This window comes from Mucilaginibacter sp. GW822-FHT03E02 (assembly GCF_058801545.1).
On record NZ_JBXANJ010000001.1, the window covers coordinates 4,456,147 to 4,468,913 of the forward strand.

12 protein-coding genes are annotated in these 12,767 nt (G+C 45.5%); 8 read left to right on the forward strand and 4 right to left on the reverse strand.

Annotated features, from left to right (window positions below):
* Window positions 1-146: 146 nt before the first annotated feature.
* The 7 genes from AC1RM2_RS18585 (at window position 147) to AC1RM2_RS18615 (ending at window position 9,138) form a co-directional block, all read left to right on the forward strand.
* On the forward strand, window positions 147-1,121 hold the full coding sequence (locus AC1RM2_RS18585) for a YeiH family protein (RefSeq protein WP_492986669.1): 975 nt from the start codon (window positions 147-149) through the stop codon (window positions 1,119-1,121).
* A 71-nt stretch (window positions 1,122-1,192) separates the two neighbouring features.
* Window positions 1,193-1,651, forward strand: coding sequence for a GNAT family N-acetyltransferase (locus tag AC1RM2_RS18590; RefSeq protein ID WP_492986670.1), 459 nt, complete (start codon window positions 1,193-1,195; stop codon window positions 1,649-1,651).
* Window positions 1,652-1,804: 153 nt separating this feature from the next.
* On the forward strand, window positions 1,805-2,410 hold the full coding sequence (locus AC1RM2_RS18595) for a hypothetical protein (RefSeq protein WP_492986671.1): 606 nt from the start codon (window positions 1,805-1,807) through the stop codon (window positions 2,408-2,410).
* Window positions 2,407-2,709 (forward strand): winged helix-turn-helix domain-containing protein, encoded by a 303-nt coding sequence (locus AC1RM2_RS18600; protein WP_090641804.1) that lies wholly within the window; start codon window positions 2,407-2,409, stop codon window positions 2,707-2,709. The genes AC1RM2_RS18595 and AC1RM2_RS18600 overlap by 4 nt, the downstream gene beginning before the upstream one ends.
* Window positions 2,710-2,759: 50 nt before the next feature.
* The gene (locus AC1RM2_RS18605; RefSeq protein ID WP_492986672.1) at window positions 2,760-5,258 is read left to right on the forward strand and encodes an XrtN system VIT domain-containing protein; all 2,499 of its coding nucleotides are present in this window, start codon (window positions 2,760-2,762) and stop codon (window positions 5,256-5,258) included.
* Window positions 5,239-6,588, forward strand: a complete 1,350-nt coding sequence (gene xrtN / locus AC1RM2_RS18610; protein WP_492986673.1) for an exosortase N — start codon at window positions 5,239-5,241, stop codon at window positions 6,586-6,588. The genes AC1RM2_RS18605 and xrtN overlap by 20 nt, the downstream gene beginning before the upstream one ends.
* Before the next feature lie 90 nt (window positions 6,589-6,678).
* Window positions 6,679-9,138 carry a PIG-L family deacetylase gene (locus AC1RM2_RS18615; protein ID WP_492986674.1) on the forward strand — a complete coding sequence of 820 codons (2,460 nt, stop codon included), beginning with the start codon at window positions 6,679-6,681 and terminating at the stop codon, window positions 9,136-9,138.
* Window positions 9,139-9,229: 91 nt separating this feature from the next.
* On the opposite strand, the gene AC1RM2_RS18620 is transcribed toward AC1RM2_RS18615, so the two are convergent.
* Both AC1RM2_RS18620 and AC1RM2_RS18625 read right to left on the reverse strand, forming a co-directional pair.
* Window positions 9,230-9,781, reverse strand: coding sequence for a DUF922 domain-containing protein (locus tag AC1RM2_RS18620; protein WP_492986675.1), 552 nt, complete (start codon window positions 9,779-9,781; stop codon window positions 9,230-9,232).
* 21 nt (window positions 9,782-9,802) lie between these two features.
* Complete coding sequence (locus AC1RM2_RS18625; protein WP_477383997.1) at window positions 9,803-10,741, reverse strand: SPFH domain-containing protein; 939 nt, start codon at window positions 10,739-10,741, stop codon at window positions 9,803-9,805.
* 91 nt (window positions 10,742-10,832) lie between these two features.
* Between AC1RM2_RS18625 and AC1RM2_RS18630 the strand changes: the two genes are divergently transcribed.
* Window positions 10,833-11,018: a hypothetical protein gene (locus AC1RM2_RS18630; RefSeq protein WP_147053668.1), complete on the forward strand. Its 186-nt coding sequence runs from the start codon at window positions 10,833-10,835 to the stop codon at window positions 11,016-11,018.
* A 74-nt stretch (window positions 11,019-11,092) separates the two neighbouring features.
* Here the strand turns inward: AC1RM2_RS18630 and AC1RM2_RS18635 are convergent, their stop codons facing one another.
* Together AC1RM2_RS18635 and AC1RM2_RS18640 are read right to left on the reverse strand one after the other, a co-directional pair.
* Window positions 11,093-11,926, reverse strand: a complete 834-nt coding sequence (locus tag AC1RM2_RS18635; RefSeq protein WP_492986676.1) for a maleylpyruvate isomerase N-terminal domain-containing protein — start codon at window positions 11,924-11,926, stop codon at window positions 11,093-11,095.
* A gap of 216 nt (window positions 11,927-12,142) precedes the next feature.
* Window positions 12,143-12,655 carry a shikimate kinase gene (locus tag AC1RM2_RS18640; protein WP_492986677.1) on the reverse strand — a complete coding sequence of 171 codons (513 nt, stop codon included), beginning with the start codon at window positions 12,653-12,655 and terminating at the stop codon, window positions 12,143-12,145.
* Window positions 12,656-12,767: the final 112 nt, after the last annotated feature.

Here is a 12,767-nt window from a genome sequence, read left to right on the forward strand (position 1 = left end):
AAGATAAAACTAATGAAAAGAAAGCCATATAAAAACAGAAAGAATTCGGAACTGAGGCACTATCACTTTTAGTTATCGAACATTGCATAATGTGATGAAAATTTGCATAGTTGATTGTGGAGTTTTGCGGCGTAAAAAAACGAATAATGAATACAACTTCACCATCAATTGCGCCTGCCGGAATACTATTAAACACCAATGAAAATATCCGGAAAGCCATTTTTATAACCTGTATCCTCCTTTGTATTACACCCTATATAAGCCCGGCCGTGGCATTAATCATGGGCCTGGTTGTAGCCCAGTTTACCGGGCATCCTTATTTGTACCTGAATCATAAAGCCACGCATCTGCTCCTGCAAATTTCTGTAGTAGGCTTAGGCTTTGGTATGAATGTGCATAGTGCCTTACAGGCCGGAAGGGAGGGTGTATTATTCACCATAGCATCTATCGCCAGCACGTTTATATTCGGGCATTTTATAGGGAAATGGTTAAATATTGAAATGAAAACATCGTACCAGATATCCTCGGGTACCGCCATATGCGGCGGAAGCGCCATTGCGGCTATATCGCCGGTGATTAAAGCGGGGGAGAAGGAAATATCCGTTGCATTAGGCTGCGTATTCATTCTCAATTCGATAGCCCTGTTTGTGTTCCCGGTAATAGGGCATCACTTTAACCTTTCCCAAACGCAATTCGGCCTATGGTGCGCTATCGCGATACATGACACCAGTTCGGTGGTTGGGGCTGCGGGAAAATATGGCAACCATGCGCTGGAAGTGGCCACCACGGTGAAACTGGCCAGGGCCTTATGGATTATACCGGTAGCTTTTATATCAACTTTTATTTTTAAAAACCAGTCGAAGAAAATCGGGATACCCTATTTTATTGCCTTGTTTGTGCTGGCAATGGTTGCCAATACCTATATGCCGGCTACAAAGCTGGTTGGCCCTTATATGGTTATTATTGCCAAGGCAGGGTTAACACTCACGCTATTCCTGATTGGCGCTGGATTATCCGGAAAAGTGCTTGCATCCGTTGGCTTCAGGCCGCTGCTTCAGGGCGTTGCCCTATGGGTTATTATTTCGGTAACTGCTTTGTATGCAGTTATACACCTGGCTTAAAATAATAAAGTGCTGTTGTAGTTTTAATTATTGGGGTTGATGATGCTAACTTTGTGCTATCCATATCCCCCATGAATTTAACTCATCAAATAAAGCTTTTCAGCCGACTCAGCGTTAATGAACTATATGATTTGCTCCGCATGCGCAGCGAAGTATTTGTTGTAGAACAAAACTGCGTGTTTTTGGATCAGGATAATAAAGACCAGCAATGCTACCATCTTTTATTGTATGCTAATGATAAGCTGGCGGCTTACAGCCGGCTGGTGCCTGCAGGCATATCGTACCCCGAAGTTTCGATAGGCCGGGTAGTTACGTCGCCTGCTTCCCGGGGTACCGGCCTTGGGCGCAAGATTATGGAGCTTGCTATTCAAAGCTGCCATGAGCTGTTTGGCCCGGTGGCCATCCGCATTGGGGCGCAAACTTATGCGCTTGCGTTTTACCAGTCGCTCGGTTTTGTTTCGGAAGGTGAGGTGTACGACGAAGACGGTATTGAGCATATGGAGATGGTGTTGGAAGCCAAGCCTATGTAGCCATTCTTTTTTGAGCTGTTATTAATAACTGGCTCATCAAAAGCATCCGCATAGGCTGTCTTTAAGAAAAGTTTCCTTTTTCTAAAAAAAATATTTTCCCACCTCTTGCATTTTTGATTTTAATACGTAGCTTTGAAAAACAAAGTGCTTTTAATGAAAGATCAAGACATTCATGCAGAATTAAGCTCTATCCGGGACCTGATGGAGCGGTCGGCCAAATTTATTTCGCTGAGCGGCCTGTCGGGCGTAATGGCAGGTATTTACGCGCTCATTGGCGCATTTTTAGGTTGGGAAATATTAACGCATGAAAGCCAGGGGCTTTTACGCAATGATACAGAAGTAATCATTCAGTTGATTATGGTGGCTTTCGCTGTATTGGTGCTTTCAATTGGCACCGGCATCTGGCTCTCCATTCGCAAAGCTAAAAAGAACGGACAACCCTTTTGGAATACCGGCAGCAAGCGCTTGCTTATCAATATGGCTATACCGCTGGTTGCGGGTGGTTTATTCACATTTATACTCATATATCGTGGTTATTATGGTGTTGTTGCCCCGGCTACCCTGATATTTTACGGCCTGGCGCTGGTTGCAGGAAGTCATTACACCTATTCTGGTGTAAAAGGCTTGGGGATATTGGAGATTTTATTAGGTTTGCTTTGTGCATTGATGCCTGGCTACGGTTTAATTTTCTGGACGGTAGGTTTTGGTTTGCTCCACATTATTTACGGTACGGTAATGCATTTTAAATACGATAAGTGAAGATCTCGTTAGAACAATTTGATAAAGCTTTTGAAAACCGGATACGCCTGCAAATTATGAGCGTACTGGTTGCCAATGAAAGTTATGATTTTAATGCACTTAAGGAGCTGCTTAACCTTACCGATGGTAACCTGGCATCGCACCTGAAAGCGCTGGAAAAGGAAGAGTACATCCAGGTGCAAAAAAGTTTTATTGGGCGCAAGCCCAACACCAAATACCTTGCATCCGAGAAAGGCCGCGCAGCATTCAGGCTGCACCTGCTTGCCCTCGAAAATTTAATAAAACAGCAAAAGCTGTAATTTTTTTATCCATATACTTTGTATTTCAAAGTTCTTTTAAATTAATAAAAATGAAAATCCTTAAAGCAATTTTATCCGAAGATAGGGTGATTAAAACCGGGCTGGTGCTGATACTGGCCTCGGCAGCACTGTTTGGTATTACCGAAACCAGCTTGTTTGAACTGAATGATGGTACTGCCTTTGGCGCCTTTTTTATCAACTATTTATTTTCTGTGACCTATTTTTTTGTTGTAGTGTTTGAACGGCCGAAGCGGCTGGCTTACTGGGTACTGCTTTTTATGCTTTGGTTTATCAGCGCATTTGCTTTAAACCGCAGCATGAATGTGTTTGATATTTCGGTGCCCTGGCTTTGTATAGTTATTTGCCTGTCGTGCATAGCTTTAATAATGGCCTTGTTTATGGAACAGCTGACTGCCGTGGGGAAACACGTTGTAATGTTTTTGCTTGGAGCGGCTTTTTTACTATTTGTTTATTACAGCCTTTACCTTACCTCCATGTATATTATTGGCCTCATAGCCGCCATAGCCATCGGCATCTCGTTGCATGTTTTTGCGCCGGTAGCATTGGCTGTGGTTACTTTTGTCGTCATTAAACGGAATGTGGCAGGCAGCCGGTCGTTAAAAATGGCGCTTGCCGCGGGTGTGTTTGTCCCGGTTTTAGTTTGCGCCCTGTTTATATGGCAATGGCACAGCATCAACAAACAGGTTAACCTGGCCGTTAACCACAATACTTTGGCCGAAGGTAAATTGCCATCGTGGGTGGTTATCAGCCAAAATATTCCTAAAAACAGCATAGCCGAGCGCATTATTAAAGCCAACCTGGTTTACAAAACTGTAAACCTGCAGGAAAACTGGTTATGGAATACCGATTTTCATAAAGCATCTTTCGATGAACCTTTAAAGCACGATCCACTTGTGGTGTTGGCCAGCCTGTTTTGCGGCCAAACCAATTTAGAGGAGCACGAACGCATTAAAATATTAGAGGCCATGTATGATGCCCGGCACAAGGCGCAGGACAGGTTATGGAGCGGCGATAAACTGAAAACTGCATCGGTAGTAACCAACGTTAAAATATTCCCCGAATACCGGCTGGCTTATACCGAAAAAACCTTGTTTATAAAAAGCAGTGAAGCCCGCGCCTGGTGGCCCAGCAAAGAGGCCATTTATACCTTTCACCTGCCCGAAGGCTCGGTTGTGAGTTCGTTATCATTATGGATAGATGGCAAGGAAGCAAAGTCACGGTTAACTACCAAGGCCAGGGCCGATTCGGCCTATAAAACAGTGGTTGGAGTGGAGCGGCACGATCCATCGGTAATTCACTGGCAGGAAGGCAACACTGTGAGTGTACGCGTTTTCCCGGTTACCTCAACCGAGGCCCGCAAGTTCAGGATAGGCGTTACCAGTCCGCTCAGGCAGCAGGGCACGCAGCTGGTTTACGAAAGTATTTATTTTGATGGGCCGCCGGCTACCGGCGCCGATGAAACCATGCAGGTTGCCTTTTCAAAAAAGCCATCGCTGTTTAGCCTGCCCGGTTTTGACGAATTGAGCGAAGGAGTTTTTACAGCCGACAGAAAATACCGCGCCGATGACGAGATTGTTTTTGCTGCACCGCCGCTGGCGAACGCGCCCTTTACCTTTGCCGGGGCGGGCTACAAGCTGGAAAATTATAAGCCACAGTACGCCGCTTTCGACCCGGCGGCCGTGTACCTTGATTTGAACAGCTCCTGGAATATGACCGAATTTGATAGCCTATGGCAGGCTATCAAAACAAAAAAGGTGTATTACTATGATGGGGAACTAAAACAAGTGACGGAAGAAAACAAGGCCGAAGTATTTGCCAGGGCGCAGAAACTGAATTTTAGCCTGTTCCCGGTTAACGAGGTTAAAGATGCCGAAAAGGCCTTACTAATTACCAAATGTCCCGATATATCACCCAATCTTGGCGACCTGGACGACTCGGAATTTCAGCGGCGGCTCACCATGTACCTCGCAACCGCAAAACCTGTGCGGATGTTTAATATCGGCACCAAAATAACCCCTTACCTAAAAGCTTTAAAAGAAATGCGGGTGTTTGTTTATGATAGTGGCGAGTTACCGGCCTTGTTAGATAAACTTAACCAGCACCGGTTTATTCAATCGCAGGAAGATGCCGGGCATGTGGTGCTGGATCAATCGGGCCTTATCATTACCCAAACTACCGATACCCTGAAAGGGAATGCCCCCGATCATTTGTTGCGTTTGTTTGCCTATAACGATACTATGAAAAAGGTTGCTCCGCACTATTTTGATAAAACCTATGTGCAGCCGGATATCATCAGGGAGGCCGAACAGGCCTACATTGCCTCGCCGGTATCCAGCCTCATTGTGCTGGAAACCCAGGCAGATTACGATCGTTTCGGCATCAATGAAAATAAGGATAGCCTTAAAAATGCCTCTATGAAATCATCAGGGGCTGTTCCCGAACCGGGCGAGTGGCTGTTGGTGCTGATAGCGCTTGCGGTGATTAACTTTTTAGTATACCGCGCCAAATATGCTAAGCAGGATATTTAAGCTACCCTTTGCGGGCTGGGCCTGGGGCAACAGCCGTTTGCTGATAAACGGCTGCTGCCTGGTTTATCTCGTTATGGCCATTAGATTACTTTCCATTTATTTTTTATGGAATGCCGATCTGTTAATGGGGATAGCGCTTGCCCCCTATATATGCCGTGTAAAGGCAGGGGAATATTCCATGCGGTATTTTTTACCCTCAATGATATTTGGTGTTATCGCGTTTGTTTTCCCGGTTAAAACCACGCTGTTTGTTGCCTTGTTGTTTGCCATATTATTGTTTTTTGAGAATTTTAAAGGGAAAGTGAGCCTGGTTTTGTTTTTCCTGCTTTTGCTGGTTTCGCCGCTGTTTATGTATATCAGCAATGCTATCAGCTTCCCCATCAGGATCTGGTTGAGCGAGGTAGTTGCCGGTATTTTAAGCCAGGGTGGAATTGCCGCACATGCATCGGGCAATATTATTGAGTTAAACGGCGCCGAGTTTTCGGTAGACCAGGCCTGTGCGGGCTTGCATATGCTGAGTATGTCATTTATTATATGCCTGTTTATAATAGCCCATTGCCAGCGCCAAACGGTCAATCAGCCTGGTTTTATTAAAATTGTGCTCCTGTTGGCGTTTACCTTTTTGCTGAATATTGCAGCCAACTTATGCCGTATTATGCTGCTGGTATTGTTTAAAATACCGCCCGCCAGTGTTTTTCATGATGTAACAGGCATTATTTGCCTGCTGGTATATGTGATACTCCCGCTGCTGTGGCTGAGTAATTTTTACCTGGAAAAATCGGCAAAAGTGGAGAAACACCCGCGTCAAAAGCAACTGATCCGGCTGGTGCCCGATGAGCTAAGGTATCCTTTTATTCATTTGCTATTTGCCGGGGTATTCATCGTCATCTCGTTCAATTTAAAAAACATGGATGTACTGAGTAATAAAGAGACCGATGCGGTAACGCTAAGCGGTTACAAAAAGCAACTGCTGGAAAGCGGCGTTATCAAGTTTGATAAACCCGGCCAACTGGTTTACCTGAAGCCCACACCCTTTTACGGCCCCGAACATAACCCCATGATTTGCTGGCAGGGCAGTGGGTACAATTTTACCAGCATCCGCAAGCAAACCATAGCCGGGCGCTTGGTATATGCGGGTATCCTTACCAAAGGCGCGGATAAGATTTACTCGGCCTGGTGGTTTGATAATGGCAGCCTGAAAACCATCAACCAGTTTGAATGGCGATGGGCAGCAGCCCAGGGCAGCAAGCCATTTTACCTGGTGAACGTAAATGCCACAAGCGAGGCTGGATTGCTAAAGGCGGTTGCGGGGTTGCCGGGGATAAAATAAAAAATAGCTGTGGGTCACTAAAAGTCGGCCTATTGTTATATTATTGATACAGAAAATTGTAAATAGGTATCTTTCAATATATTTGTTTTCATGAAGCGCACCTCCTTTGTTATAGCCTTATTATTCCTTTATACCTGTGTAACCGCCCAAACTTCGCCGCCTACGGATATCGGGAGCATTCAGCAAAATCTTAAAAAGCTAAATACCCTGGGCAGCGTATTGTATGTGGCCGCCCATCCCGATGATGAAAATACCCGCCTGCTGGCCTACCTGGCGCAGGAAAAACATTATCGTACGGGATATTTGTCGGTTACCCGTGGTGATGGCGGACAAAATTTAATAGGTAACGAGCAAAGCGAATTGCTGGGGCTTATCCGCACACAGGAGCTGCTGGCCGCCCGTAGAGTTGATGGTGCTGAGCAATTCTTCACCCGTGCCAACGACTTTGGTTTTTCCAAGGGGCCCGAAGAAACATTGAAAATTTGGGATAAAGAAAAAGTTTTGGGCGATGTGGTTTGGGTTATCCGCAAGTTTAGGCCCGATGTGATCATTTGCCGCTTCCCTACTACAGGCGAAGGCGGCCACGGACATCATACCTCGTCGGCAATATTGGCCCAGGAGGCTTTTAGCGCCGCCGCCGACCCAGCCAGGTATCCCGAACAATTAAAATATGTAAAACCATGGCAGGCCAAACGCCTGATGTGGAACACCTTTAACTTTGGCAGTACCAATACCACCGCTGCCGATCAGTTTAAGATTGATGTTGGCGTATACAATACTACCCTGGGTAAAAGCTACGGCGAAATAGCCGCCGAAAGCCGCAGCAACCATAAAACCCAGGGCTTTGGCTCGGCTAAGCAAAGAGGCGAGTCGTTTGAATTTTTTAAAACTATTTTGGGCGATGCCCCGCAAACCGACCTGATGGATGGGGTAGAAACCGGCTGGAAGCGTGTTAAAGACGGCGCGGATATTGACGAATCGATAAAAGTGATCAGGCGGAATTTTGATGCGGAAGCGCCCGAAAAATCGGTTACGCCGTTAGTAGCATTACTGGGTAAAGTTGAAAAGATATCAGACGTATACTGGCGCACACAAAAGACAAAAGAACTGGGTGATTTAATAGCTGCCTGCGCGGGCTTGTGGTTTGAGGCTTATGCTACGATGCCAACTTACGCCATTTACGATACCATTAAATTTAACGCCCTGGTTGTAAGCAGGTATAATGATAAAGTAAAGATCAATTCGATTGGGGATATGTATAACACCACCAGTTTAAATTCGAAAGTGATACCTGCCAACCAGCAGCAAACTTTTAATGGTTCAGCTGTTGCTTATAAAATGAGTGAGCCTTATTGGCTGGCAGCTCCGCATCCTATTGGTATTTATACTATTGCGGATACAGCAGCTGGCAATCCCGAAAACCCGGATATGCTGAAAGTTAATTTTCAATTCATCATCCAAGGCAAACCGGTAAGTTTTGAGCGCCGCCTGGTTTATAAATATGTAGACCCTGTAAGGGGCGAGGTTTACCAGCCACTGGAAATTACGCCGCCGGTTACCGCTAATATTGCCAGTCATGTGTTTATATCATATGGCCCAACGCCGCAAACCGTACAGGTAAACCTCAAAAGCTTTAAAAAGGTGGGCATAGGCAGTATCACCTTAAGATTGCCCGCAGGCTGGAAATCGATCCCCGAAAAGGTTGATTTTACCAATAAGAACAAAGGGGATGAATGGACTGAGCGTTTTATTATAACCCCATCTGCCAATGCCCAAAACGGTGTTGCCGAGGCGGGCGTTACGGTTGATATGGATTCACGTATGTATAACTACGAGATCAAAGAGATCAAATACGATCACGTGCCCAATATAGCCCTGTTCCCGCAGGCGCAGGCCAAACTGGTAAGCCTGGATCTTAAAACCGCGGGCAAAAAATTAGGCTACATTGCCGGCGCCGGCGATTTGATGCCCGAGGCCCTACGACAGGTAGGTTATGATGTGCACATGCTATCAGAGAATGAGATCATGAATGGCGATTTATCAACCTATGATGCCATTATTACCGGGGTGCGTGCCTACAACGTAAACGAGCGCCTTGCTTTTGAGCAGCCTAAGCTGATGGAGTATGTAAAAAATGGCGGCAACCTGGTAGTACAATACAACAATAACTCGGGCCTGGTAACCAAACAAATTGGCCCGTATCCTTTTACCGTAGTTAACAGAAGGGTTACAGATGAGGATGCGGTTGTAACCGTATTAGATCAGCCAAACCCTGTACTCAACTACCCCAACAAAATAACCCAGGATGACTTTAAAGGCTGGATACAGGAACGCGGCCTATACTTTGTAAGCGACGCGGACCCCAAATACAAATCCATCTTCCAAATGAATGATAAAGGAGAATCGCCCCTTAACGGATCGCTCATAGTTGGCGATTATGGCAAGGGCAGGTTTGTTTATACCTCGCTGGCCTTTTTCAGGGAACTGCCCGCCGGTGTACCAGGGGCGTATCGTCTGTTTGTGAATTTACTGAGTAAGCCGGGGAATTGAGTCTCAAGTCGAAAGTCTTAAGTCCTGATTTAAAGGTGGATTTCTTATTTTTTGGCTTAGAACTTTCTACTTAAGACTTTGAACTTAAATACTACTCCTCCGGTTCAAACTCCAGCCGTTTTTGGAAATATAAATCCCAGCTGTGTTGTTGCTGGCGGTTGGTCATGTGCTGGGTATCTTCGTCGTAATTGGAGTTAAGCTGCTTGTATTTGGCGTCTATGCGGTTAAAAAGCGCCATGGCTTCATTGCGGTAATTGTAGCTGAAACGGGTTTTGCTTATTTGCCGTAGCAATTCCTGCTGCTCCAGGTAAGCAATCAGGTAATGGCCTTGTTCGTGCTTCAGTATTTCGGCAAGCAGCTCCTGCGAGGTGACGCGGCTCCTGTCGAGCCATGATTTGTAGTTATTAAGCAGCAGGTTTACGGTTGCCGTAAGGATATAGGATCCGCTGCGGTTACTGGCCTCGTATTTAAAATCGATGGTACAGTTGGTATAGGCTACAACCCCACCGGCATTTGCCCGTGGGGTGCCCAAAAAATCATTTATAGTTAGGGGATGATAACGCTGGTACTGCTGCGCGCTGGCGGTTATCGTCATTAAACATATGGCGGCTGCGCCAATCAACTTCACTAATCGTACTTCCATTAAGTGCAGGGGTTAAAACTTTCACTTTTTGACGTCGTCGGTATGTAAAAGGTTTAAGGCCATCATTTCTTTTAATGTATGCTGCATGGCGTCGGTTGATCCATCCAGGAAAATTACGTTACCTTTTGAGTTTTCAGAGAAGTGTTTGATAGATTCTGTCCACATGGTAAACAATATTACCGAAGTATCCATGTTGGCGCCGGCCATTTCTTTGGCGGCAACCGTCATACCGCGGGCAACTTCCTCGCGGAATAAGGCTATACCCTGGCCGCGCAGCTGTGCAGCCTCGCGCTCGGCCTGGGCCGAAATTTTGATGGCGTTACCCTCTGCTTCCGCAGCTTTGGTTTTGGTGATCAGCAAGGCCTGGCCTTCGTTTTCGGCTGCGGCTTTCAGGTTGTTTGATGCTACTACCTGGCTCATCGATTTCATGATCACATCATCAAAAGTAATGTCGTTCAGCTGCAAATCCTGCAGGTGGTAGCCCCAGCCTTCCAGTATCACATCCAACTGTTCCTTTACGTGCTCCACAATATCGCGGCGCAGTATCAAAACCTCGCTCTGGCGTTTGGTAGCCACAAAAGCACGGATTGAACCTTCAACGGTGCGGATAAGCGCCTGCATCAGGTTACGTTCGTCAACAAATTTAAAAGCTACGTTTTTGATGGTCTCTTCCTGCTGGTCCAATACGGAGTACAAGAGCATGGCCTTAAAGTAAACGTTAGCCTGATCAAATGTTACCGCCTGGAATTCCAGTTCCACCGATCGGTTCTGGATAGAGATTTTGGAATAAATGTTTTCGATAAACGGCAGCTTAAAATTAAGTCCTGGCGTAAGTATGCGGCGATACTTGCCAAATACGGTAATTACCACTATTGTGCCCTGTTTTACAGACACAAAGGATGATAATATGATTACCAAAAAGATAAATACAATAATTAATGTGATGATTGAACCTGTCATAAGGGCTTATTATTAATTAAATAAATATAGGTAAATTATTGGTGTGCTATTTGTTTTTATAAAAAAGCTTATTTAAACAGCATACACTATCATGAACTTAAAACGTACTTTCGGAGCCATACTTACCGTACTCGGTATCATCGGCTTAATTTATGCAGGTATTGGGGTTATAAACCACAGTAGCCAGGTTACCACACTAATTGTGGTAGGTATAATTGCTATTTTATTTTTCTTTACAGGTATCAGCCTGGTGCGCAATACTAAAGACGAGGCCTGATTATAGTCTTAAGTCCTGAGTCTTGAGTTCTGAGCCAATATCTTGACTTAAGACTTCTGACTCATGACTTTCCGCTAAGCCATCACCGATACCATTTGAAGCACCTGCCCGGCAAGCGTCGCATTTCCGGTTATTTCAATCCGCGTTTTTACATCGTCCGGGCGGATGCTTTTAGAAAACAATTTCCAGGCGATATCCGGCGGGATTTTTACGGTAGCGGCAAAGCTTTCGGTATCGGCCTCTTTCAATAAATGCCATCCGTCTTTTATTTTCTTAAGGTACCAGTTACCGCCAATTCCGGATGTGATGGTGATTTTTATGAGGGTATTTACCGGGGCTCCCGTATTTTTAAAAGTATGGGGTAATCCTTTGAAAAAAGTATCGATAAAAGGATAAAAAAACTCGCGCGTCATGATCCCATCGCGGCCGGTAGCTTCCCTTATTTGCTGCTGGTGATGCCATTTTTCGGTGTACTCGCGGGCAAGGTGCATCCAGTTAAGGCTTTCCTGTTCGCCCGCCCAGCCAACAGAAAATATGGCGGTGTCATTAGGGTTCAACGATTCATAATAGGCAGATGCTAACCGCCCGGTTGTTTTATGCAGCAGGAGCAATATATCAGGGCTTATTCTTTTGGTAGCGTTCACCCAATCGGCATTGAGTTTGTTCAGCCAGTCAACCAGGTCGTGATAGTTGTTGTTGGCAGGCGCCAGGTCGCCAAAATATTTATCGCGCTGAATGGATAAGGCGCGGATGTTACCATCCAGCAGATGCGATACCACATCTTTCACTTTCCAGGCTTTGGCCACGGTTTGCTTATCCCAATCTGCCGGGGTTAATGACTCCAGCAGTTCCATCAGTTTTCCATCCAATGGTTTAAAAAGATGCCTTACTTCAACGCGGTTTTCCATGGTGATAAATTTATTGGTGTGATAAAACCATTTAGCATATCGTTTTTAATTCCCTTCCATGGGAGGGGTGTGGCTGGAAAATGAGCGCAAAGGCAGGTAGGGGTTTCTACGCCATGTAGTCCCGAAAGCTCATAAACCCCTACCTTCCCTTCCCCAAGGAAGGAATCACACATCCCCCGGGCACGTTTATTATCAGTCATGAGGTCTATATTTCTTCTATACCACTTCGCTCAAACCCAAAGCACCTTCCAGTTTTTCAACCGACATGTCGATACCATCTACATGGTGGTGTGCTTTCAAATAAAAGCTTTCCCGCTCGGCCAGTTTGCCGGTTATAAATTCAACCAGGTCATCGCCTTTTTTGCCTTGAAGTACCGGGCGAACGGTTTTACTGTTTTCCAGCCTGTCGGCCAGTGTTTTGGGCGATAGTTTTACGTATAGGGTTTTGCCGTTGGCATTCATCCAGTCCATATTATCAAAAAAACAGGGCAGGCCGCCGCCGGTTGATACCACTACGTTTTCGGGATATTCGGTTTGCTTCAGCAGATCTGATTCCATCTGGCGGAAGGTATCTTCACCAAAACTCGAAAAATATTCGGCTATGCTCATGCCCACATTCTCTTCCAGCGCGTGGTCAAGATCAATAAATTCGTAACCTAATTTGGCAGCCAGCTTACGGCTCCAGGTTGTTTTACCACAACCCATAAACCCGACTAAAAAGTACTTCATAATATTTTTTCTCCTAAAAAATAGATGTGCAAATTTCAGATGTGCAAATGTGCAGATTATTGAATAAAAAGATCCTTGCGCTTTGCTCATGATCTTTTTCTCTAAAAAACAC

Coding starts and splice junctions, on each gene's coding strand:
- AC1RM2_RS18605 (WP_492986672.1), top strand. CDS start 2,760: ATGAAAATCCTTAAAGCAATTTTATCCGAAGATAGGGTGATTAAAACC.
- AC1RM2_RS18635 (WP_492986676.1), bottom strand. CDS start 11,926: ATGGAAAACCGCGTTGAAGTAAGGCATCTTTTTAAACCATTGGATGGA.
- AC1RM2_RS18590 (WP_492986670.1), top strand. CDS start 1,193: ATGAATTTAACTCATCAAATAAAGCTTTTCAGCCGACTCAGCGTTAAT.
- AC1RM2_RS18640 (WP_492986677.1), bottom strand. CDS start 12,655: ATGAAGTACTTTTTAGTCGGGTTTATGGGTTGTGGTAAAACAACCTGG.
- AC1RM2_RS18625 (WP_477383997.1), bottom strand. CDS start 10,741: ATGACAGGTTCAATCATCACATTAATTATTGTATTTATCTTTTTGGTA.
- xrtN (WP_492986673.1), top strand. CDS start 5,239: ATGCTAAGCAGGATATTTAAGCTACCCTTTGCGGGCTGGGCCTGGGGC.
- AC1RM2_RS18585 (WP_492986669.1), top strand. CDS start 147: ATGAATACAACTTCACCATCAATTGCGCCTGCCGGAATACTATTAAAC.
- AC1RM2_RS18630 (WP_147053668.1), top strand. CDS start 10,833: ATGAACTTAAAACGTACTTTCGGAGCCATACTTACCGTACTCGGTATC.
- AC1RM2_RS18595 (WP_492986671.1), top strand. CDS start 1,805: ATGAAAGATCAAGACATTCATGCAGAATTAAGCTCTATCCGGGACCTG.
- AC1RM2_RS18620 (WP_492986675.1), bottom strand. CDS start 9,781: ATGGAAGTACGATTAGTGAAGTTGATTGGCGCAGCCGCCATATGTTTA.
- AC1RM2_RS18615 (WP_492986674.1), top strand. CDS start 6,679: ATGAAGCGCACCTCCTTTGTTATAGCCTTATTATTCCTTTATACCTGT.